Origin of the sequence: Sorangium sp. So ce394 (genome assembly GCF_051474665.1) — a bacterium.
GTDB lineage: Bacteria > Myxococcota_A > Polyangia > Polyangiales > Polyangiaceae > Sorangium > Sorangium cellulosum_D.
Genome location: NZ_CP150339.1, coordinates 2,768,977 through 2,789,265 on the forward strand (window position 1 = coordinate 2,768,977; position 20,289 = coordinate 2,789,265).

The window sequence follows — 20,289 nt, forward strand, 5'->3', positions numbered from 1 at the left end:
CGACATCGCGCCCACCGGCGATCTCCCGCCGGCGATCTCCCGCCGGCCAGCGCTCATGCCGGGCTACGTCGCCCTCGTCCTCCACGCCCACCTGCCATACGTGCGCCACCCCGAGCACGCGCGCTCGCTGGAGGAGCGCTGGCTCTTCGAGGCGCTCTGGGAGTGCTACCTCCCGTTGCTCGGGGTCCTCGATCGCCTCGCCGCCGATCGCGTCGTCGCCCCGCTGACCCTCTCCGTCTCACCGCCGCTCCTCGCGATGCTGCGCGACGAGCTGCTCCTCCGCCGGTTCGAGGATCACCTCCGCCGGATTACGGCGCTCGCCGCCCGGGTCGAGGCCCGCTTCGCCGGCAGCGGCTTCGCGGCGGCCGCCGCGTTCTACCGCGCGCGGCTCGCCGGCGCGGCGAGCGCCTGGGCGGCGCTGGGCGGCGACGTCCCCGGCGCCCTCCTGCGCCACGCCGCCGCGGGCCGCGTCGAGCTCCTCACCACCGCCGCGACGCACGCGTACCTGCCCGGCCTGCTCCCCACGCCGGCGTCGATCCGGGCGCAGATCCGGCTCGGCCGCCGCGCCTTCGCGGCCCTCACGGGCGCGCCCGAGCCGCGCGGCTTCTGGCTGCCCGAGTGCGCTTACGCGCCCGGCATCGACGCCGATCTCGCCGCGGCCGGCGTCCGCTTCACCGTGCTCGACGCGCACGCCCTCGCGCTCGCCGCGCCAGCGCCGTCCGCCGGCGCGTCGGTCCCCGTGCGCTCGCCGGCCGGCGTCGCGTGCTTCGGGCGCGATCGCGACAGCGCGCGCGAGGTCTGGTCGCGCGACGCCGGCTACCCGGGCCACCCGGTCTACCGCGAGTTCTACCGCGACGTCGGGCTCGACCTGCCCGAGCGCGAACTCGACGGGGAGATCGGCCCCGGCGGCGCCCGGCTCATGACCGGCCTCAAGCTCCACCGCGTGACCGGGCCCGGCCCCGACAAGGCGCCGTACGACCCGGCCCGCGCGTCCGCGCAGGCGCGCGCCGACGCCGCGGCGTTCGTGGCGCGCCGCGAGGCCGCGCTCGCGTCGCTCCACGGCGCGCCGGCCCCGCCCATCCTGGTGGCCCCCTATGACGCCGAGCTCTTCGGCCACTTCTGGCTCGAGGGGCCCGAGTTCCTCGAGCACGCCCTGCGCGGCCTCGCCGCCTCGGATCGCGCCGTCCCCATCGCGCTCGGCGCCTACCTCGAGCGCCACCCGCCCGCGGAGGTCGTCGCGCCCGCCGCCTCCACGTGGGGCGAAGGCGGCTTCGGCGCGTACTGGACGGGCCCGAGCGCGGCGCGCCTGTGGCGGCACGCCCATCACGCCGAGCGCGCGGTGCTGGGCGCGCTCTCGCGCCGCCGCGGCGCGGGCGGCCTGCCCGGTCGCGCGCTGGACCAGGCGATCCGCGAGCTCCTCCTCCTCCAGTCGAGCGACTGGGCGTTCATGATGTCCGCCGGCGACATGGTCCCCTACGCGGAGGCGCGCAGCCGGGCCCACGCGGCGCGCGCCCGCCGGCTCGCGGGACTCGCCCAGGAGCCCTCGGCCGCTTCCGCCGACGTCGCCTGGCTCGACGCGCTCTGCGCGCTCGATCCGTTCCTCGCCGAGCTCTCGGGCCCTGCGCTCCAGGACGCCTTCGACCCGTGGCGATGAGCGGTGTCTCAACGGCGCTGCCCCGTCCCCGGACATCTCCGGAGATCAGGAGCTGAACCGCTTTCAACATCCCGAATACACACACACTAGAATGCACCTTTATTGAAATACTCTATGGCGGAATTTGCCGCGACCGCTGGCGGCCTGCCTCGAGGCGCAGCACCCTTGCGCCGCGGATGCCACGGCGGCCGCGGCGCGCGGCGCTGAGGAGGGCGCATTGGCGCGGCGGCTCACCGCTCCGGCGCCCCCTTTCCGGACGATGACCGGCGATTCACCGCTCCGTTTCATTGCCGAGCGCCGACCGGCGCAACCCCGAGCGCGGCGCGCAGCACGTTTTCCTCGGCCATGGCGGCATAAAGTGCGAGGAGGACGGAGACATTGGCCGGAACACCCCCTTGATGACCGGCCGGTCAGCACCCTACTGTGGTGCCCGCCAGCTTTGCTCCTGGACCGCACCGGCAGGCGCTGGCAAAGAACCGGGCGGACTCCCCATGACACATCCTCCTTGCGGACCCGAGCGCCGTATCGCTCGACGGGTTTTCGGCGCTCGTAGCGCCGCCTCGAATCACTCCCGCGCCGCCGTCGTCGCGGCGCTCGTCGCCGCGCTCGCGGCGACCACGCTGACCGCCTGCAAGCGCCCGGAAGCGGAGGCGAAGCCCGCGCCCGCGCGCGACACCGCCGCGCCTCGCGAGAAGCCCGCCGTGCGCTTCGGGAAGGTGGCCGCGCGCCCGCTCCCGCAGACGCTCGACATCAGCGGCACGCTCGTCGCCGACGAGACCAGCGAGGTGGCGACGCAGGTCGCCGGCTCGGTCGTGAGCGTCGAGGTCGACGTGGGCTCCCGGGTCAAGAAGGGCGACGCGCTCGTCGTGCTCGACGCGCGCAACCTGGCGCTCCAGTCGCAGGCGGCCTCCGCCGCCGTGGCGCAGGCCCGGGCCAAGCTCGCGCTGCAGCAGGGCGCGTCGCCGAAGGACATCGATCCCGACCAGGTGCCGGAGGTCCGGGCCGCGAAGCAGAGCATGGAGCTCGCGAAGGCCGAGGCCGACCGCGTGAAGCAGCTCTTCGATCAGGGCGCCGTCGCCCAGTCGACGTGGGACGCGGCGCGCACGCAGGCGCAGAACGCGACCGCGCAGTACGAGGCCGCGGTCAACGGCATCCGCGCGACCGTCGCCGCGCTCTCGTCGGCGCAGGCGCAGGCGGGGCTCGCCTCGAAGTCGGTGGCCGACACGACGGTGCGGGCGCCGTTCGACGGCGCCGTCGCCGAGAAGCGGATCAGCGTCGGCGAGTTCGCGAGCCCGGGCCGCGTGGTGGCGGTCGTGGTCCGCGACAACCCGCTGCGGCTCCGCATCGACGTGCCCGAGGCGGACATCGCGAGCATCGAGGTCGGCAAGCCGGTCCGCATCTCGGTCGCCGCCTTCCCCGATCGCACGTTCCCGGGCGTCGTGAAGCGCATCGGCGCGAGCCTCAAGGCCTCCTCGCGCACGCTGCCCGTCGAGGCCGAGTTCGACAACAGCGACGGGAAGCTCCGGCCCGGCCTCTTCGCGCAAGGTCAGCTGGCGCTGACCGGCGAGTCAAAAACGGCGCTCCTCGTGCCCGAGGCGGCGATCGGCACCTCCGGGACGAGCGCGCGCGTGTTCGTGAGGTCCGGTGATCGCGTGACGGAGCGGCTGGTCAAGACCGGCCGCAAGGTCGACGGCCTCGTCGAGGTGATCGGCCCGGTCGCCGATGGGGAAGAGGTCGCGATCGACAAGGTGAGCGAGCTGGCGGACGGCATCGAGATCGCGGCGGCGCAGTGAGCCGAGCGCGCTGCGCGTCTCATTACTGAAGAAAGGTAGCGACCATGCAATGGCTCGCGGCAATCTGCATCCGTAGGCCGGTGTTCGCGTCGGTGATCGTCCTGCTCCTGACGGTGCTCGGGGCGTTCTCGTACTTCGGCCTCGGCGTGGACCGGTTCCCCAAGGTCGAGTTCCCGTTCATCGTCGTGACGACGGTCCTCCCCGGCGCGGCGCCCGAGGAGGTGGAGACGGAGATCTCCGACAAGATCGAGTCGGCGGTCAACACGATCAGCGGCATCGACGAGCTGCGCTCCGCGTCGGTCGAGGGGCTCAGCCAGGTCATGATCTCCTTCCAGCTCGAGAAGGACGTCGACGTGGCCGCGCAGGAGGTGCGCGACAAGGTCGAGGGCATCCTCGCGGAGCTCCCCGAGGGCATCGATCCGCCGATCGTGGGCAAGCTGGATCCGGACGCGGCCCCGATCCTCACGCTCGCCGTCTCGTCGCCGAAGGCGAGCGTCCGCGAGGTGACCGAGTTCGCCGACAAGACGCTGCGGCGCGAGCTGGAGTCGCTCGCCGGCGTCGGCCAGGTGCTGGTCATCGGCGGCCGCAGCCGCCAGATCAACATCTGGATCGATCCGGAGAAGCTCGAGAAGTACGCGCTGACGGGCGGCGTGGTGGCCCAGGCGCTGGCGAGCCAGAACGTCGAGATCCCCGCCGGCCGCATCGAGCAAGGGGGCAGGGCGCTCACCCTGCGGACGCGCGGCCGCGTGCAGTCGGTCGAGCAGATGGCGGACATCGTGCTCGCCAACCGCGACGGCTACTCCGTCCGGCTCGGCGACGTCGCCGAGGTCCAGGACGGCATGGCGGAGCCGGAGTCCGCCGGCTTCCGCGGGCTCGACCCCGCCGTGCTCCTCAGCATCCGCAAGCAGAGCGGGACGAACACCGTCGAGGTCATCGACGGCCTGAAGGCGCGGATCAGCGACGTCGAGAAGCGCCTCCCCCCGGGCTACCAGATCGTCATCGCCCGCGATCAGTCGGAGTTCATCAAGAACTCGGTCAACGCCGTCAAGGAGCACCTCGTGCTCGGCGCGCTGCTCGCCGCGATCATCGTCGCGCTCTTCCTCGCGAACGCGCGCAGCACGGTCATCTCCGCGATCGCGATCCCGACGAGCATCATCTCCACGTTCGCCCTGATGAGGGTGGCGGGCTTCACGCTCAACGGCATCACGCTCCTCGCCCTGACGCTGGCGGTCGGCATCGTGATCGACGACGCGATCGTCGTCCTCGAGAACTGCTACCGCTGGATCGAGGAGAAGGGCGCGAGCCCGTGGGAGGCGGCGCTCCAGGGCACGCGGGAGATCGGCCCCGCGGTGCTCGCGACGACGCTCTCGCTGGTCGCGGTGTTCCTCCCGGTCGCGTTCATGAGCGGCATCGTCGGCCGCTTCCTGAACTCGTTCGGCCTCACCATGGCGTTCTCGATCCTGGTCTCGCTGATCGTGAGCTTCACGCTGACGCCGATGCTGTCGGCGCGGTGGCTGAAGAAGCCGGACAAGGGCGGCTCCCACAGCTCCAAGGAGTCGCGCTTCTACGGGCCGATCGAGCGCGGCTACATGTCGCTCCTCCGCTGGTCGATGGCGCACCGCTGGGTGATCGTGCTCGCCTCGGTCCTGGCCCTGTTCTCGATCCCGGTCCTCGGGGGTCTCGCGAAGTTCAACTTCCTCCCGGTCGAGGACGAGTCGCAGTTCCAGGTCACCCTGCGCGCGCCCGAGGGCGTGAGCCTCGACGGGACGCGCGTCATCGCCACGCGGATCGCCTCGGAGATCGAGAAGCTCCCGGGCGTGAGCTACACGCTGACGACGATCGGCGACGATCCGCAGAAGACGCCGAACCTCGCCAACATCTACGTGAAGCTCAAGCCCGTGAGCGAGCGCGAGCTGTCGCAGCAGGACCTCATCGACCGGGCCCGGCGCGAGCTCCAGCCGAGGTTCGACGCGGAGAAGCTCCGGGCGAGCATCGGCGTCGTGCCCGCGTTCTCCGGCGGCCAGAGCGCGCAGATCGCGTACCAGGTGCAGGGCCCCGACCTCCAGAAGATCGGCCTGTACTCCGACGCGCTGCTCCAGAAGCTCAAGGCGATGCCGGGCGTCGTGGATCCGGACACGTCGTTGCTCGTCGGCAAGCCGGAGATCCGGGTGGAGATCGACCGCAAGAAGGCCGCCGATCTCGGCGTCCAGGTCGGCGACGTGGCCAGCACCCTGCGCCTCCTGGTCGGCGGGTACAAGGTGTCGACCTACAACGAGGGCGGGGAGCAGTACGAGGTGCGCGCGCGCGCGCTGCCGAGCTTCCGCTCCGACAAGGAGGGCCTCGCGAAGATCACGGTGCCGTCGACCAAGCTCGGCGCGGTCACGCTCGACAACGTGGTCACGTTCAACGAGGGGACGGGCCCGTCGCGCATCGAGCGGTACAACCGCCAGCGGCAGGTCATGCTGATGGCCAACCTCGAGGCGGGCTACTCGCAGCAGACGGTCGTGCAGGAGCTCGACAAGGCGGTGGCGCAGCTGAACCTGGCGCCCGGCTACTCCGCAGGACCCGTCGGCGCGTCGAAGGAGCTCGCCAAGATGATGAAGAGCTTCCTCGTCGCGCTGCTCCTGTCGTTCGTCTTCATGTACCTCGTGCTCGCGGCGCAGTTCGAGTCGTGGCTGCACCCGATCACGATCCTCCTGTCGCTGCCGCTGACGGTGCCGTTCGCGTTCATCTCGGTCATCATCTTCCGGCAGTCGCTCAACATCTTCTCGCTGCTCGGCATCGTCGTGCTGTTCGGCGTCGTGAAGAAGAACTCGATCCTCCAGATCGATCACACCATCAAGCTGCGCGAGCACGGCTTGCCGCGCGCGCAGGCGATCCTGGAGGCGAACCGCGACCGGCTCCGGCCCATCCTGATGACCACGCTCGCGTTCGTGGCCGGCATGATCCCGCTCGTCGCCTCGAGCGGCGCGGGCTCGGGGACCAACCGCGCGACCGGGTTCGTGATCATCGGCGGGCAGACGATGGCGCTCCTCCTGACGCTGCTCGCGACCCCGGTCGCCTACTCGCTCTTCGACGACGTCTCGTCGTGGCTGAAGCGGGTCCTGCCCTTCATGCGGGGCGACGACGATACGGGAGCGCCTCGCGGGGCGGGGGAGGGCGGCGTCGCTCCGGCGGGCGACGGGGTCGTCGCGGCGGGCCACCACGGCGCCGCGGCGCGCGCCGCCATCGCGCACGAGGGCGGCCGGCCGGCGGGGGCGCACCTCGACTAGCCGCGCTGCCTGGCGGCGCTCGGGGGCCGCGGCGCGCCGCGCCCGGCCCCCCGCGCCGCCGCGACGCGGCGCCGGTCGAGCGCGCCGCGCTCGCCGCGACGCGCCGGTCACTGCGTGTCGCCGTGCACCTTGCGCAGGATCACATCCAGGAGACCGTCGAACGCGTCGCGCATCGCCCAGGCCTGCGCGGCGTTGTCGTCGAGGCCGGCGGCCTTGCGGCGGCCCTCGGCGAGCGCCTGCCTCGGGCCCCGGCACGAGGGGCCGAGCCGGCGCTCCATGTCGAGCGAGGCGCCCTCGTAGATGTGATAGCAGGACGCGAAATCCCCCTGGTTGTAGAGGGGCGAGCCGACCTCGATGGCGCCGTCCATCGTCCGCGCCAAGACGAGGAGATCCCCCTCGGTGCAGCCGCGGAGGATCGCGAGCGCGTGGTGGGGCACCGAGCGCTTGACCGCCGGCAGCGCCTGCTCCTCGTCGGCCGTCTCGGCCGCGAAGGTCGAGAGCGGCACCGGGTCGGGGCGCACGAGCAGCCGCTTGAGGTAGTCGGCGGGCACGCCGAAGTTGAGGTTCTGCCCCTGCGTCGCCACCGCGGCGGCGACGCCGATCACCTCGCCGCGCTCGTTGAACAGCGGCCCGCCCGAGGAGCCCGGCGCGATCGGCGCGGAGATCTGCAGCAGCGTCAGCGCGGGATCGACCACGCGGACCGCGCTCACGAGGCCGTTCGACACGGTGTCGGCGAGGCCGAGCGGATGCCCGATCGCGACCACGGGATCGCCCGGGCGCACCGCGCGGCTGTCGCCCAGGGGCAGCAGCGGGAGCTTCCGCGGCGCGTGGATCCGGACGATCGCGAGATCCCGGTCCTCGTCGAACGCGAGCACCTCGAGCACGGGGTGCTCGCTCTGGTCCCAGAGGACGACCTTGAGATCCGGCATCCCGGCGATGACGTGGAAGTTCGTCGCGATCCAGCCGTCCTCGCGGACGAGGAAGCCCGCCCCCAGCGAGCCGTCGCCGCGGATCGTGACGACCGCCGGCGTGGCGCGCGCCGCGATCTGGGCCGGCGTCATCGCGGCGGGCGGGGGCGCCGAGCTCGCCGGGTGGCCTGCGGAGCCGGCGCAGCCGAGCGCCGCGAGCGCCGCCGCGGCGAGCAGCCCGGAGAGGCGCGGCCGGAGGGGCCGCCGCGGCGGCCGGGAACGCGAGGGAAGGGCGGCGCTCGGGCGCCGGTCGTCGTCGTGGAGCTCGCCTTTCAGGCTGCGATGGTTCATGTCGCTCCCCGGGGCCGCCCCGTGAGCGGCCTCTCTCCACAAGCGTAACGAAGACCCGACGGGCCGTCTCGCGTGCACGAAGAAAATCCGGGCGCGGCCGCCTATGCTGTCGCGGTGAGCCAACACCACGACGCGCGCGATCCGATCTTCGCCCTCAGCGACGAGTTCGTCGAAACCTTCGCCGCACAATGTCCTGCCCACGCCACCCTGGCGGGCATCCCGTGCGACGACGGCGCCTGGAACGACTGGAGCCCGAGCGGCGCCGCGTCCTGGGCCTCCACCGTCGCGTCCTTCCAGGAGAGGCTCCGGGCGCTGCCGCCCTCTGGGCGCGGGCCGGAGGCGCGGTGGGGCCGCCTCGCACGCCGTGTGATGGCCGATCACCTGGACGAGCGGCTCGACGATTTCCGTCACGGCGAGCACCTGCGCGACCTCAACAACATCGAATCGGCGTTCCAGCACCTCCGGGTGGTCTTCGACCTCATGGACGTGCGCAGCGCGGCCGGCTGGGACGCCATCGCGTCGCGCCTGGAGGGGCTCCCGCGGGCCTTCGACAGCTACCGGGCGTCGCTGGAGGAGGGGCGCCGAACAGGCCAGGTCGTCGCGCGCCGCCAGGTGCGCGCCGTCATCGAGCAGGCGCGCTACCAGGTCGGCGAGGCGTCGTTCTTCCTCACGCTGCCCGCCGCCTACGAGGCGTCCGGCTGCGCCACGGACGCCGGCCGCGCGCGCCTCGCCGCCGGCGTCGGGCGGGCGCGCGCCGCGTTCGGCGCGTTCGCCGATTTCCTGGAGCAGACGTACCTGCCGAGCGCGCGCGCCGCGGACGCCGTGGGCGAGGAGCGTTACCTGCGCATGGCGCGCCGCTTCCTCGGCGCGACCATCGATCCGATCGAGACCTACGCCTGGGGGTGGTCCGAGGTGCACGACATCGAGGCCCGGATGGCGCGCCTCGCCGGCGAGATCCTCCCCGGCGCGTCGCTGCCGGACGTGATCGAGGTGCTCATGACCGATCCCGCCCGATGCGCGCGCGGCGCCGACGAGTTCCTCCGCCTCATGTCCGAGCGCCAGCGGAAGGCGCTCGCCGAGCTCGACGGCGTGCATTTCGACATCCCCGATCCCATCCGCCACATCGAGGTGAAGCTGGCGCCGCCGGGCGGCGCGCTCGGCGCGTACTACATGCCCCCGAGCGACGGCTTCAAGCGGCCCGGCACCGTCTGGTACGCCGCCGGCGACAAGCAGCAGTTCCCGCTCTACGAGGAGATCACCACGGCGTACCACGAGGGATTCCCCGGCCATCACCTGCAGTGCGCGCTCCAGGTGCACCTCGAGGACCGGCTGAGCCGGCTCCACCGCTTCCTGGTGACGTGCTCCGGCTTCGCCGAGGGGTGGGCGCTCTACGCCGAGCAGCTGATGTACGAGCTCGGCTACTTCGAGCGCCCCGACTACGTGCTCGGGATGCTCGCGGGCAAGCTCACGCGCGCCTACCGCGTCGTCCTCGACATCGGCATGCACCTCGACCTGCCGATCCCCCAGCACGCCCCGCTCCACGCCGGGGAGCCGTGGAGCTACGAGACCGCGGTCGAGTACCTCCACCGCCGCGCCTTCCTCACGCCGGATCACGCGCACAGCGAGGCGACGCGCTACCTCGGCTGGCCGGGGCAGGCGATCTCGTACAAGGTCGGCGAGCGGGTCGTCCTGGAGCTGCGCGAGGAGCTGCGGCGCCGGCAGGGCGAGGCCTTCGATCTGAAGGCGTTTCACGCCAAGGTGATCGGCTCTGGCTCGGTCGGGCTCGACCACCTGCGCGAGATCGTCCTCGAGGGCGCGGAGGACGGGGCGCTGCGCTGAGCCGCGCTCGCCTCGGCTCGCCTCGATTGGCTCGACGCGCGGCGGCGCGCGTGCCAATCGAGGCGGGTGAGCTCTCCCCCGGCGAGCGAGACCCCCGAGGCGCGGCCGAGCGGCTCGGACCTGTGCACCGCGTGCGGCCTGTGCTGCACGGGGCTGCTCTTCGACGTCGCGCCGCTCGAGGAGCACGAGCTCCCGCTCGCCGAGAAGCTGCGCCTGCCGCTCGCGTGCAACCAGTACCACGACGCCTTCAGGCTGCCGTGCCCGTGCCACCGCGACCGGAAGTGCACCGTCTACGAGACGCGCTTCTCCGTGTGCAGCAGCTACGAGTGCGGCCTGCTCCGGCGCTGTAAGGCGGGCGAGGTGCCGCTCGGCGAGGCGCTCTCCCGCGTCGAGCGCGTGCTCCGCCTGACGGACGCCGTGCGCCGGCGCGTGCCCCCGCTGGAGCCGCCGCGCCCGCTCTGGGACGAGGCCCGCGAGCACCTCCGCCGGCGCGACGCCGAGGACGCGTCGCCGGCGTGGCGCGGCGAGCGGGAGTCGCTCGTCGCCGCGCTCGCCGAGCTCAGGGTCGCCTGCAGGGAAGGGCTCGATCCGTAGCGCCGCCGGCGCTGGAGACGCCGCCGTTCCAGCGGAGCGCGGGGTCGGGCTCCCCGGGGCTCGCGCTGGATCGATCCGCCGATCTGCAGAGTCGCTCCGGGGAGATCTCGCCTCGCCGCGCGCTCGCGAAGCGCGCCGACGCCCGCGATCGGGATCGCGGCGACTCCCGCGCTGCGCCCTGGTCGAGCGCGGTTCGTCCTCGACTTCGCGCGTCGCGGCCTCGGCCCAGCGAGCTCGTCCGGCCTCCCGGTGGCCAACGCCGCGCCGTATATACGGTCGATGGAACCGAAGATCCGCCGACTGACCAACAAGTATTCCGCGATCACCGCGGTGACGAGCTTCGTCACACAGCCCATTCCTGGCGCAGACGAGCTGATCGTGGTTCCCATCCATTACTGGTTTTCCGCGTCGCTGACGCGAGCGCGGGGCGTGCCGCTCCTCAGGGCTCCGTGGCTTCAGGTGAGCAAGATCATCTGGGGCGGAGCCGCTGTGCGGCTCTTCGCCAACTTCACGCTCGGCCTCGTCCCGGTCGCCGGTCTCTTCTCCAACGCGATCACCGCCGTCGCGCTGACCGAGCTCCTGGGCCGTTACCTCGACGGTGCGCTGAGCAGCCCGGCGGCGGCTCCCCCGATCTCCCTGAGGACGATCCGAGACGTGGTGGCGAGCTCGCGCCGAGCGAGGAGATCTCGGCCGTCATGGCCCGCGATCCGTCGGGCCTACCAGCGATCTGTCCCCAGGCCGACCCCGGCTTGAGCCGCCAGCGCCCCCGGCGCGGGCCGCCGCGGCCTCTGCGTCTGCGCGCGGGGCGGTCTCTCCTGGCGATCGCCGCCCAGATCGAATAGATCCCCGGCCATGCTCTCCGAGACCCGCGAGAAAGTCCTGGACATCAAACGGCGCTTTGAGGCGCTAAGGGGGCATCTTTGACGTCCCTAAGCTCGAACGGATGCTCCAGGACCTGACCCAGACGACGCTGTCGTCCGGGTTCTGGAACGATCAGGAAAAAGCCCAAGCCGTCCTCCGCAAGCGCGCCCAGGTCGAGGCGAAGCTCGAGATGGCGCAGAAGCTCGGCCGCGAGATCGAGGATCTCGCGGAGTACCTCGAGCTCGGCGCCGCCGAGGGCGACGAGGGCGTCATCGCCGACGCCGACGCGCAGGCCGACGCCATCGCCGCGCGCCTGCGCAAGGCCGAGCTCGATCGCATGCTGTCCGGCCCCGCCGACCGCGGCAACGCCATCGTCAGCATCCACCCGGGCGCCGGCGGCACCGACGCGAAGGACTGGGCGTCGATGCTCCTCCGCATGTACCTGCGCTTCTGCGAGCGCCGGGGCTACAAGACGGAGATCATCGACTACCAGGACGGCGACGAGGCCGGCATCGACGCCGTGACCTTCACGGTGACCGGCGACGCCGCCTACGGGTACCTGCGCTCCGAGGCCGGGGTCCATCGCCTGGTGCGGATGAGCCCGTTCAACGCGGATCACACGCGCCAGACCGCGTTCGCCGCCGTCGAGATCACCCCGGACAGCGACGACGAGATCAGCATCCAGGTCAACGAGAAGGACATCGAGATCACGACGATGCGCGCCGGCGGCAAGGGCGGGCAGAACGTGAACAAGGTGGAGACCGCCGTTCGCCTGCGCCACCTCCCGACCGGCCTCAACATCGTCTGCCGCGCCGAGCGCAGCCAGCACCAGAACCGCGCGATGGCGATGAAGGTCCTCAAGGCGAAGCTGTACGAGATGGAGCTCCAGAAGCGGGAGGCCGAGGTCCAGGCCTACAACGCCGCGAAGAGCGCCATCAACTTCGGCAGCCAGATCAGGAATTACGTCCTCGCGCCCTACCGGCTCGTCAAGGACGTCCGCACCTCCACCGAGGCCACCGACGTGGACGCCGTCCTCGACGGCGATCTCGAGGGCTTCATCGAGGCCTATCTGCTCGCCGCGGCCGGCGGCTCGCTCAGGAAGGGCGGCTCGGTCGCGGAGGACGACGCTCCGTGAGCCAGCAAAAAGACCGACCGAACGACAAGAAGAGCGAGCGGCTAGCGAAGGAGGCCGCCGAGGCCGCGCGCGCCGAGGAGACGCTGATCGCCACCCGCAAGGCGAAGGCGGCCCGCCTCCGCGCCCGCGGGGAGAACCCGTTCGCCAACGACGTCACGACGGGCGAGCCGCTCACCGAGCTCGCCGCCGTCCGCGCCCGCTTCGACGGGGCGCGGGCCGCGGCCGAGCCCCGGCCGGAGGGCGCGGCGCCGGACCGGCCCGCCGCGCCGACGGTGGATCGCTACGACCCGGCGCGCGTCGAGCCGACCCCGTTCCGCGTCGCGGGCCGGGTCCTCTTCGTGCGCTCGTTCGGCGGCGTCACCTTCGTGCGGCTGCGCGACCGCACCGGCGAGCTCCAGCTCTACTGCGAGCAGGGGAGCCTCGCCGATTTCGAGCGGCTGGAGGACATCGATCTCGGCGATTTCGTCGAGGCCCACGGCGTCGCGATGGCCACGCAGAAGGGGGAGCTCTCGATCCGCGCGGAGCGCCTCCGGCTGCTCACGAAGGCCTACCGCCCGCTGCCGACCAAGACGAGCTTCAAGGACGTCGAGTCGCGCTACCGCATGCGGTACGTCGACCTCGTGGCCAACCCGCACGTGGCGGGGGTCTTCCGCGCCCGCAGCGCGATCGTCGCCGCGCTGCGCGAGTTCCTCGACGCGCGGGGCTTCCTCGAGGTCGAGACCCCGACGATGCACACGCTCGTCGGCGGCGCGGCCGCGAAGCCGTTCAAGACCCACCACAACGCGCTCGATCTCGAGCTCTTCATGCGCATCGCGCCCGAGCTCTTCCTGAAGCGGCTCGTGGTCGGCGGCTTCGAGCGCGTCTACGAGATCGCGCGCTGCTACCGGAACGAGGGGCTGTCGACGCGGCACAACCCCGAGTTCACGATGCTCGAGTACTACCAGGCGTACGCGACGTACGAGACCCTGATGGACGCGACCGAGGCGATGCTCCGCCACGTCGACGCCCGCCTCGCCGAGCGCCTCCCGGCCGAGCACGCGGCCTGGGCCTCGCAGCGCGCGTTCTCGCTCGAGCGCTTCGCGCGCGTCCCCATGGCCGAGGGGCTCGCCCGCGCCCTGGCCAAGGCGGGGCTCCCCGCCGACGTCCCGCAGCGCGTCGCCGCGGACGACGCGCCGATCAAGGAGTGGGCGAAGGCCGCCAAGGCGAGCGGGCGCGAGATCGACTGGACGAACTTCCGCGCGGGCGCGAAGAAGTGCGAGTCGCCCGGCGAGCTCGTCTTCTGCGCCTACGAGTACGTGGTCGAGCCGTTCCTCACGAAGGACTACCGCACCGAGGCGGGCGACAAGAGCGTCCCCGTCTTCATCATCGACTATCCCTTCGAGGTCTCCCCGCTCGCGCGCAAGAAGGACAGCGATCCCTCGCTGGTCGACCGCTTCGAGCTCTTCATCGAGGGCCGCGAGCTCTGCAACGCCTTCAGCGAGCTCAACGACCCCGAGGACCAGGACGCGCGGTTCCGCGCGCAGGTCGCCAAGAAGTCGCGGGGCGAGGAGGAGGCGATGGATTACGACGCCGACTACGTCCGCGCCTTGGAGCACGGCCTACCGCCGACGGCGGGCTTCGGCATGGGGATCGATCGCCTGACGATGCTCCTCACCGGCGCGACATCGATCCGCGACGTCATCCTGTTCCCCCTCCTCCGCCCCGAGACCGACGCGTGATCGAGCTCTCCCGACCGCTGCAGGCCGCGCTGCTCGGCGCCGTCGCGCTGGGTGTCCTCCTGCTCGCCTGGCGCGGTTACACCCGCTTCGACAAGAAGGGCGAGCTGGAGCCGCGGCGCCCCGTCGTCGCGCGCGTCGGGCTCGTGCTCGCGCTCGCGGGCGGCGGCCTGCTCGCGCTCGCGCTCCTCACGGCCGGCGGGGGAGCGAAGGCCCTCGGGCTCGTCGGCGTGGTCGTCGCCAGCAACCCCGAGATGATCGGCGGCGCCCTCGGCGCGCTGGCCGGGGCGGGCGTCGGCTTGCTGCTCGTGACCGCGACGGGCCTCGGCTGGCGGGTGTTCGGCGCGCGAGGGCCCAAGGTCCGCGCGTTCGTCAGGGCGCTGGGCGTGATCTGCCTCGTGGCCGCGCTCGCGGTGGCCGTCGTCTGGCTCGCGGTCCTGCCGTTCCATCCGACGCTGAAGTGGCTCCTCGCCGGGGTCCTGATCGCCGCGGGCGTGGGCTACGCGATCGCCGGGACCCGCCTGGTCCGCAAGGGGCTCTACCGCGCGCTCGGCTGGTGGTGGGGCGCGCTCGTGGGCGTGACGTTCGGCGTCACCGCGGCGCTCACGGCCAGGATGCCCGTCGGGCGGTTCGCGGCGCACAACCCCACCGATCAGATCATCCGCTTCGCCGCGCTCGTCTCCAGCACGGTCTTCCTGTTCTTCGTGCTGTCGGCGCTCCTGCCGCTCGCCCTCGACGCGCTGGAGCGCCGGAGCTTCGTGCCCCACGTGGGCGCGCGCCACGTACGCGCCTCGAAGAGCGGCTTTCTCACGGTCATCTCGGTCCTGTCGATGGCCGGGGTCGCCGTCAGCTCGTGCTCGCTGTGCTCGGTGACGAGCATCATGGGCGGCTTCGGCGCCGACCTGAAGCGCAAGATCCTCGGCAACAACGCGCACATGGTCGTCGACGCCACCCGCCCCGGCGGCTTCGGCAACTGGGACGACAAGCTCACCAAGGTGCGCGTCGCGCTCGCGCCTTACGGGGGCGCGGCGACGCCGGTCGCGGCCGGCGAGGCGATGGGCTCCAGCGCCTCGAACACCGCCGGCGCCATCGTCCGCGGCATCGATCCGGACACGATCGGGCAGGTCATCGATCTCAAGAAGAACATCGAGGTCGGCAGCTTCGACTACCTGCGCGATCCCGAGAAGCTGACGAGCCTGCCGCCGGAGGAGATCATCGGCCGGGGCCCGGGCGGGGAGCCGTACTTCAAGGGGCCGGATTTCCGCCAGCCGTCGGACGTCGACCCGTCGGTGCGCGAGTACCTGAAGCGGCAGACGCGCGTGTACCCGGGCGTCGTCATCGGCCGCGAGCTCGCGAAGTCGCTCCACGTGCTCGTCGGGGACGAGGTGACGCTCCTCTCGCCGGTGGGCGAGCTCGGCCCCACCGGCGTGATGCCGCGCTCCCGCAGGTTCCGCGTCGCGGCGATCTTCTACAGCGGCATGTACGAGTACGACGTCTCGCACGCGTACGTCTTGCTGGACGAGGCGCAGAAGTTCTTCGGCCTGGAGGACAGGATCACCCACATCGACATCCGGATCCCGGATCCCGAGCGGGTGCAGGACGTCCGCCCGGCCGTCGAGGCGGCGGTCGCCGCGAGCGCCGCGCTCGACGAGGCGCCGGAGGGCGGCAAGCCGCCCCCGCAGCTCCGCGTCCGCGACTGGGTCGAGAGCAACAAGAGCCTCTTCAGCGCGCTCAAGCTGGAGAAGATCGCGACGTTCATCATCCTGTCCATCGCCATCGCGGTCGCGAGCTTCTGCATCGTCTGCACGCTGCTCCTCATGGTGACGGAGAAGGGCAAGGAGATCGCCGTCCTGAAGGCGCTCGGGGCCTCGGACAGCGCGGTGATGCGCGTGTTCATGCTCGAGGGCGTCATCATCGGCGCCATCGGCACCGTCTACGGTGTCGGCACCGCGCTGGCGGTCTGCACGGGGCTGTCCTGGTTTGGCGTCCGGCTCGATCCGGACGTCTATTACATCGACCGGCTGCCCGTGAACGTGAACGGCTCCGACTATGCGATAGTCGCCGTGGCGGCGCTGCTCATCTGCACGATCGCCACCCTCTACCCGGCCCGCGCCGCCTCGAAGCTCTCTCCGGTCGACGGGCTCCGTTACGAGTAAACCCCTCCATGTCCACTCCGCTCGTCGTCGTCGAAGATCTCCGCAAGACGTTCGTTCACATGGGGCGCGAGCTCCACGTGCTCTGCGGCATCGATATCGTGATCAACCAGGGCGAGGTCGTGGCGTTCGTGGGCCCCTCCGGGGCCGGCAAGAGCACGTTCCTCCACTGCATCGGCACCCTGGACCTCCCGACGAGCGGCCGCATCCGACTCGGCAGCGACGAGCTCACCGGCATGCCGAGCTCGCGGCTCGCGGCGATCCGGAACCGGATGATCGGCTTCGTCTTTCAGTTCCACCACCTGCTCCCCGAGTTCAACGCGGTCGAGAACGTGATGATGCCGGGCCTCATCCAGGGGAAGACCCGCCGCGAGATGGAGCCGCTCGCGCGCGCGCTGCTCGCCGAGGTCGGGCTCGCCGCGCGCGCGACGCACCGGCCGGGCGAGCTGTCGGGCGGCGAGCAGCAGCGGGTGGCCCTGGCGCGCGCGCTCGTCCTGTCGCCGAAGCTGCTCCTCGCCGACGAGCCGACCGGCAACCTAGACACCGCGACGAGCGACTCGATCCACCAGCTGTTCTTCGAGATGAACCGCAAGCACGGCACCACGGTCGTCGTGGTGACGCACAACCTCAGCTTCGCCGAGTCGATGCCGCGCGTGGTGACGATGCGCGACGGGGCCATCGAGAGCGACCGCATCGGCAGCGAGCGCGCCGCAGCCGCCGGGTACCGCGGCGGCTCAGCCGGATAGCCGCTCGCTCAGGAGCTCGGCCGCGCGCAGCGACATGGCCATGATGGTCATCTGCGGGTTCACGCCGAGCGACGAGGGGATCGCGCTCCCGTCGCACACGTAGAGCCCGGCGACGTCGTGCGCCTGGTGGTCCGGCCCGAGGCACGACGACCGCGGATCGACGCCGATGCGGCACGTCCCGAGCGGGTGGAACGCGGCCACGTCGATGTCGCCGGCCTTGATCTGCCGCCCCTTGAGCCGCGCGAGGTCCTCCGGGCCGTTCACCTCGTCGCAGCCGGCGACGAGCGGCAGCACGCGCCGCGCCCCCGCGGCCAGGAACACCTCGCAGAGCAGCTCGATCCCGCGCTGCATCCTCGCGACGTCCTCCGGGTTCATCGTGTAGAGCACGAGCGGCGTGCCGCCGAGCCCGGGCCGCACCTCGCCGCGGCTCGTGTCCTTGATCATGAACCCGAACGTCGCGAGGTGCGGGTACCGCTCCATGAGCTCGGTGTAGCGCCGCCCCGTCCACGGCACGGCCAGCGCGGCGACGTCGAACGGGAGCGAGCCGCCCTCGAACATCAGCCCTTCGTCGGCGAAGTGGTCGATCTGGTAGCCCTGCGGGATGCCTCGCCACTGGTCGACCCGCTCGTCGAAGAGCGCCATCACCTTCGACGCCGGGTGGATCGACAGGTTCTTCCCCAGCATGCCGCTCGAGAGGCACGCCCCGCTCCGGCGCAGCAAGAGCGGCGTCATCAGCGCGCCGCCGGCCACCACGACGGCCTCTGCCTTGACCACGAGCCGCGGCCGCCGCCGCCTCGCGCCGCCGCCTCCGCCGGCCCTCGTGTCGCCGCCGAGCACGGCCGTCGCCCCGCGCGCGCGGCCCGCCACGACGTCGATCGTCCTCACGCGCGCCGCCGTGATGAGCTGCGCGCCCCGCTTCAGCGCCTCGGGCACGTAGCTCACGTCGGTCGAGCGCTTGGCCCCGGTCGGGCAGCCGAAGCAGCAGATCCCCTGTCCGTCGCAGTCCGGCGCGTTGCGCTGGAGCGGCCCGTGCTGCAGGCCGAGCCGCTCCGCGCCGCGCCGGATGATCGGCCCGATCGCCCCGAGGTGCAGCGGATCGGCCGGGGCGACCTGGAGCATCCGCTCGACGCGCTCGTAGTAGGGCGCGAGCCCTTCGGACGAGAGCTCCGCGGGCAGCCCCATGCCGTCCCGCCACGACGCGAAGGTGCTCTCCGGCGCCCGGTAGCAGGTCCCGGAGTTGATCACGGTGCTCCCTCCGACGGCGCGCCCCGCGAACACCGGGATCCCCACGTTGCCGATCGCCATGTCGAGCCCGTGGTCGCGGTACATCTCCCGGTACGCGCGCGCCGGCCGGCCGGTGAAGCTCGAGCGGCGGTGGTAGTCGCCCTCCTCGAGCATCAGGACCGCGTGCCCCCGCGACGCGAGCTCGTAGGCGGCGGCCGCGCCGCCGGCCCCGGTGCCGATCACGAGCACCTCGCACTCGAGCTCCAGGTCCTCCTCGACCTCGCGCCCGTTCGTCACCTGCGACAGCCAGCGGGGGCTCTCGTCGCGCACCGTGGGCAGCTCGTAGCGGCAGCCCACGTGCTCGAACATCTCGGGCCGGTCGTAGTGGAGGAACCGGAGCGGCGTGAGCACGGCGCGGAGCAGCGAGCGCAGCGCCAGCGCCCGGCTCTGCTCGAAGCCGCGGAGCACCTCCATCCGCTCCTCGAGCGGCAGCGCCGACAGCGGCCTGAGCCGCGTCGCCACCGGCGCGAGCTCGATCGCCCACAGCGCCGCGCGCAGCCCCTGCGCCAGGTGCGGCGGGATCGTCGACAGAAAGGCCGCGAGGCGGGCGGCGGTCGCCGCGCCGGCGCCCTCGAGGAAGCGGCCGGGCGGCATCGCCGCCTCGGCGAGCGCGGCGGCGATGCGCAGCTCCCGCTCCGAGAGCGCCGGCTCCGCGCCAGGCCGTCCCCCTGTCGCGGGCGCGCTCTCCGCGCCGCCCTCCGCCCGCTGCGCCGCCCCGGGCCAGCGCTCCTTCCGCTCCAGCCGCTCCAGCGCGGGCCAGCGCCTGAAATCGAAGTCCAATCCCAGGGTCATGGTCCTCCGAGCCCCTCGTGAAAGCTTCTGTTAATTCTGTAGCAACAGAATCATCGAAATGCAAGGCGGCCCGGTCCGCTCGGTCTGCGCGTTCCGGTCGGAGCGCGCGGCGGCGTCGCTCACGGCATGGGCAGGACGCAGATGGGCGCGCGGGGCTCCAGCGCGAGGTGGTGCCAGGCGTCCTCGGCGATCGCCAGGCCGCGCTCTCCCTCGTCGCGGAAGTGCGCGGCGACCGCGCGGAAATAGGGGGCGTCGGGGCGCTCGAGCGCGACGATGCCCTTCGGGTCCGACGGGCTCGGCGCGAACGGGCGGCCTGCCTTGGCCCGGCGGGTGTCGCTCACGAGGGAGATCTCGTCCATGCGGGCGGTGAAGTGCGGTCCGCCGTCGAACGGATCGACCCTGTGGGCGTAGCGGAAGCCGATGCGGCGCAGGAGCTTCTCCACGCCCCGGGTCTGCGACCCGACCTTCCCGATCACGCGCTGGGCGTCCTCGGGCAGCAGCGAGGCGTAGATGGTCCCCTCGGGGAACAGCCCCTTGATGAATTCCTTGTTCTTCTTGGAGAGGAGGTCTGCCTCGGCATAGCTCATGTCGGTGAACTTGCGCCCCAGCGCCTCCCAGAGGTGGCTTGTCCCATCCGGCTCGAGCGGGGGCATCAGCTCCGCGAGGATCTCCTCCTGGAACAGGTCGGGCCGCGCGGCCATGTAGAGGAAGCGAACATACGAGATCATCGTGCCGAGCCGCTCGGGCCCCTGCCGGTAGTCCGGCATGAGCACGAGTCCGCCGATCTCCGTCGGTCCATTGTACGAGTAGCCGATGCGCAGCACGGTATGATGGAAATGCTTGTCGATCGTGGCCGAGTACTTCTCCTCGTCGAGCACGTCGAAATAGATGTACGGGACGCCGCGCCGGCCGAGCTGCGCGATGATCATCGAGGTGCCGACGATCATGCCCTTGTCGCCCTTCGTCAGGTCGACGAGCACGAAGACGTATTGGCGCAGGCGGGGGTCCTGGATGGCCCCGCTGAAGCTCCGGTGGCTCTCGGCGACGATCTCGTGGATTGCGTCACGGTTGTTCGGCAGGTTGACCGAGTTCAGGTGGCGCGCGACATAGAGGAGCTGCTCCTCGTCGCCGGTCACGGCTGCGCGTATTTCAAACGAGATCATCGGGAGAAGCCTACGCGTGGCGCTCGCGC

Annotated in this window: 13 protein-coding genes; 10 read left to right on the plus strand and 3 right to left on the minus strand. The window is 71.9% G+C overall.

Annotated features, from left to right (window positions below; genetic code table 11):
* Positions 1–55: 55 nt before the first annotated feature.
* From WMF33_RS10265 to WMF33_RS10275, 3 genes are all read left to right on the plus strand, one after another.
* Positions 56–1,654, plus strand: a complete 1,599-nt coding sequence (locus tag WMF33_RS10265) for a glycoside hydrolase family 57 protein (protein WP_437336985.1) — start codon at positions 56–58, stop codon at positions 1,652–1,654.
* Positions 1,655–2,355: 701 nt separating this feature from the next.
* Positions 2,356–3,447: an efflux RND transporter periplasmic adaptor subunit gene (locus tag WMF33_RS10270; protein ID WP_437336986.1), complete on the plus strand. Its 1,092-nt coding sequence runs from the start codon at positions 2,356–2,358 to the stop codon at positions 3,445–3,447.
* Positions 3,448–3,491: 44 nt separating this feature from the next.
* Complete coding sequence (locus tag WMF33_RS10275) at positions 3,492–6,719, plus strand: efflux RND transporter permease subunit (protein ID WP_437336987.1); 3,228 nt, start codon at positions 3,492–3,494, stop codon at positions 6,717–6,719.
* A gap of 107 nt (positions 6,720–6,826) precedes the next feature.
* Here the strand turns inward: WMF33_RS10275 and WMF33_RS10280 are convergent, their stop codons facing one another.
* Entirely contained in the window at positions 6,827–7,978 is a 1,152-nt protein-coding gene (locus WMF33_RS10280) for a S1C family serine protease (RefSeq protein WP_061622367.1), read from the minus strand.
* A gap of 114 nt (positions 7,979–8,092) precedes the next feature.
* On the opposite strand from WMF33_RS10280, the gene WMF33_RS10285 reads away from it, so the two are divergent.
* The 7 genes from WMF33_RS10285 to WMF33_RS10315 all read left to right on the plus strand — a co-directional run bounded on the left by WMF33_RS10285 (position 8,093) and on the right by WMF33_RS10315 (position 17,021).
* On the plus strand, positions 8,093–9,817 hold the full coding sequence (locus WMF33_RS10285) for a DUF885 domain-containing protein (protein ID WP_437336988.1): 1,725 nt from the start codon (positions 8,093–8,095) through the stop codon (positions 9,815–9,817).
* 66 nt (positions 9,818–9,883) lie between these two features.
* Entirely contained in the window at positions 9,884–10,411 is a 528-nt protein-coding gene (locus tag WMF33_RS10290) for a hypothetical protein (RefSeq protein ID WP_437336989.1), read from the plus strand.
* Positions 10,412–10,660: 249 nt separating this feature from the next.
* Positions 10,661–11,164, plus strand: coding sequence for a hypothetical protein (locus WMF33_RS10295; protein ID WP_437336990.1), 504 nt, complete (start codon positions 10,661–10,663; stop codon positions 11,162–11,164).
* 99 nt (positions 11,165–11,263) lie between these two features.
* Positions 11,264–12,407 (plus strand): peptide chain release factor 2 gene (prfB, locus tag WMF33_RS10300; protein ID WP_437336991.1). Its coding sequence is split into 2 segments (ribosomal slippage): positions 11,264–11,332 and positions 11,334–12,407, totalling 1,143 coding nucleotides; the frame shifts between segments, so codons are not numbered across the junction.
* On the plus strand, positions 12,404–14,125 hold the full coding sequence (gene lysS / locus WMF33_RS10305) for a lysine--tRNA ligase (RefSeq protein ID WP_437336992.1): 1,722 nt from the start codon (positions 12,404–12,406) through the stop codon (positions 14,123–14,125). Before prfB ends, lysS begins: the two co-directional genes overlap by 4 nt.
* Positions 14,122–16,278 carry an FtsX-like permease family protein gene (locus WMF33_RS10310; protein ID WP_437336993.1) on the plus strand — a complete coding sequence of 719 codons (2,157 nt, stop codon included), beginning with the start codon at positions 14,122–14,124 and terminating at the stop codon, positions 16,276–16,278. The genes lysS and WMF33_RS10310 overlap by 4 nt, the downstream gene beginning before the upstream one ends.
* A gap of 8 nt (positions 16,279–16,286) precedes the next feature.
* Positions 16,287–17,021: an ABC transporter ATP-binding protein gene (locus WMF33_RS10315; RefSeq protein WP_129574106.1), complete on the plus strand. Its 735-nt coding sequence runs from the start codon at positions 16,287–16,289 to the stop codon at positions 17,019–17,021.
* Here the strand turns inward: WMF33_RS10315 and WMF33_RS10320 are convergent.
* A complete protein-coding gene (locus WMF33_RS10320; RefSeq protein WP_437336994.1) occupies positions 17,010–19,097 on the minus strand; it encodes an FAD-dependent oxidoreductase in 2,088 nt (695 codons plus the stop codon). The genes WMF33_RS10315 and WMF33_RS10320 overlap by 12 nt on opposite strands.
* 119 nt (positions 19,098–19,216) lie before the next feature.
* Positions 19,217–20,260, minus strand: coding sequence for an arginine N-succinyltransferase (locus WMF33_RS10325; protein ID WP_061627586.1), 1,044 nt, complete (start codon positions 20,258–20,260; stop codon positions 19,217–19,219).
* Positions 20,261–20,289 lie beyond the last annotated feature (29 nt).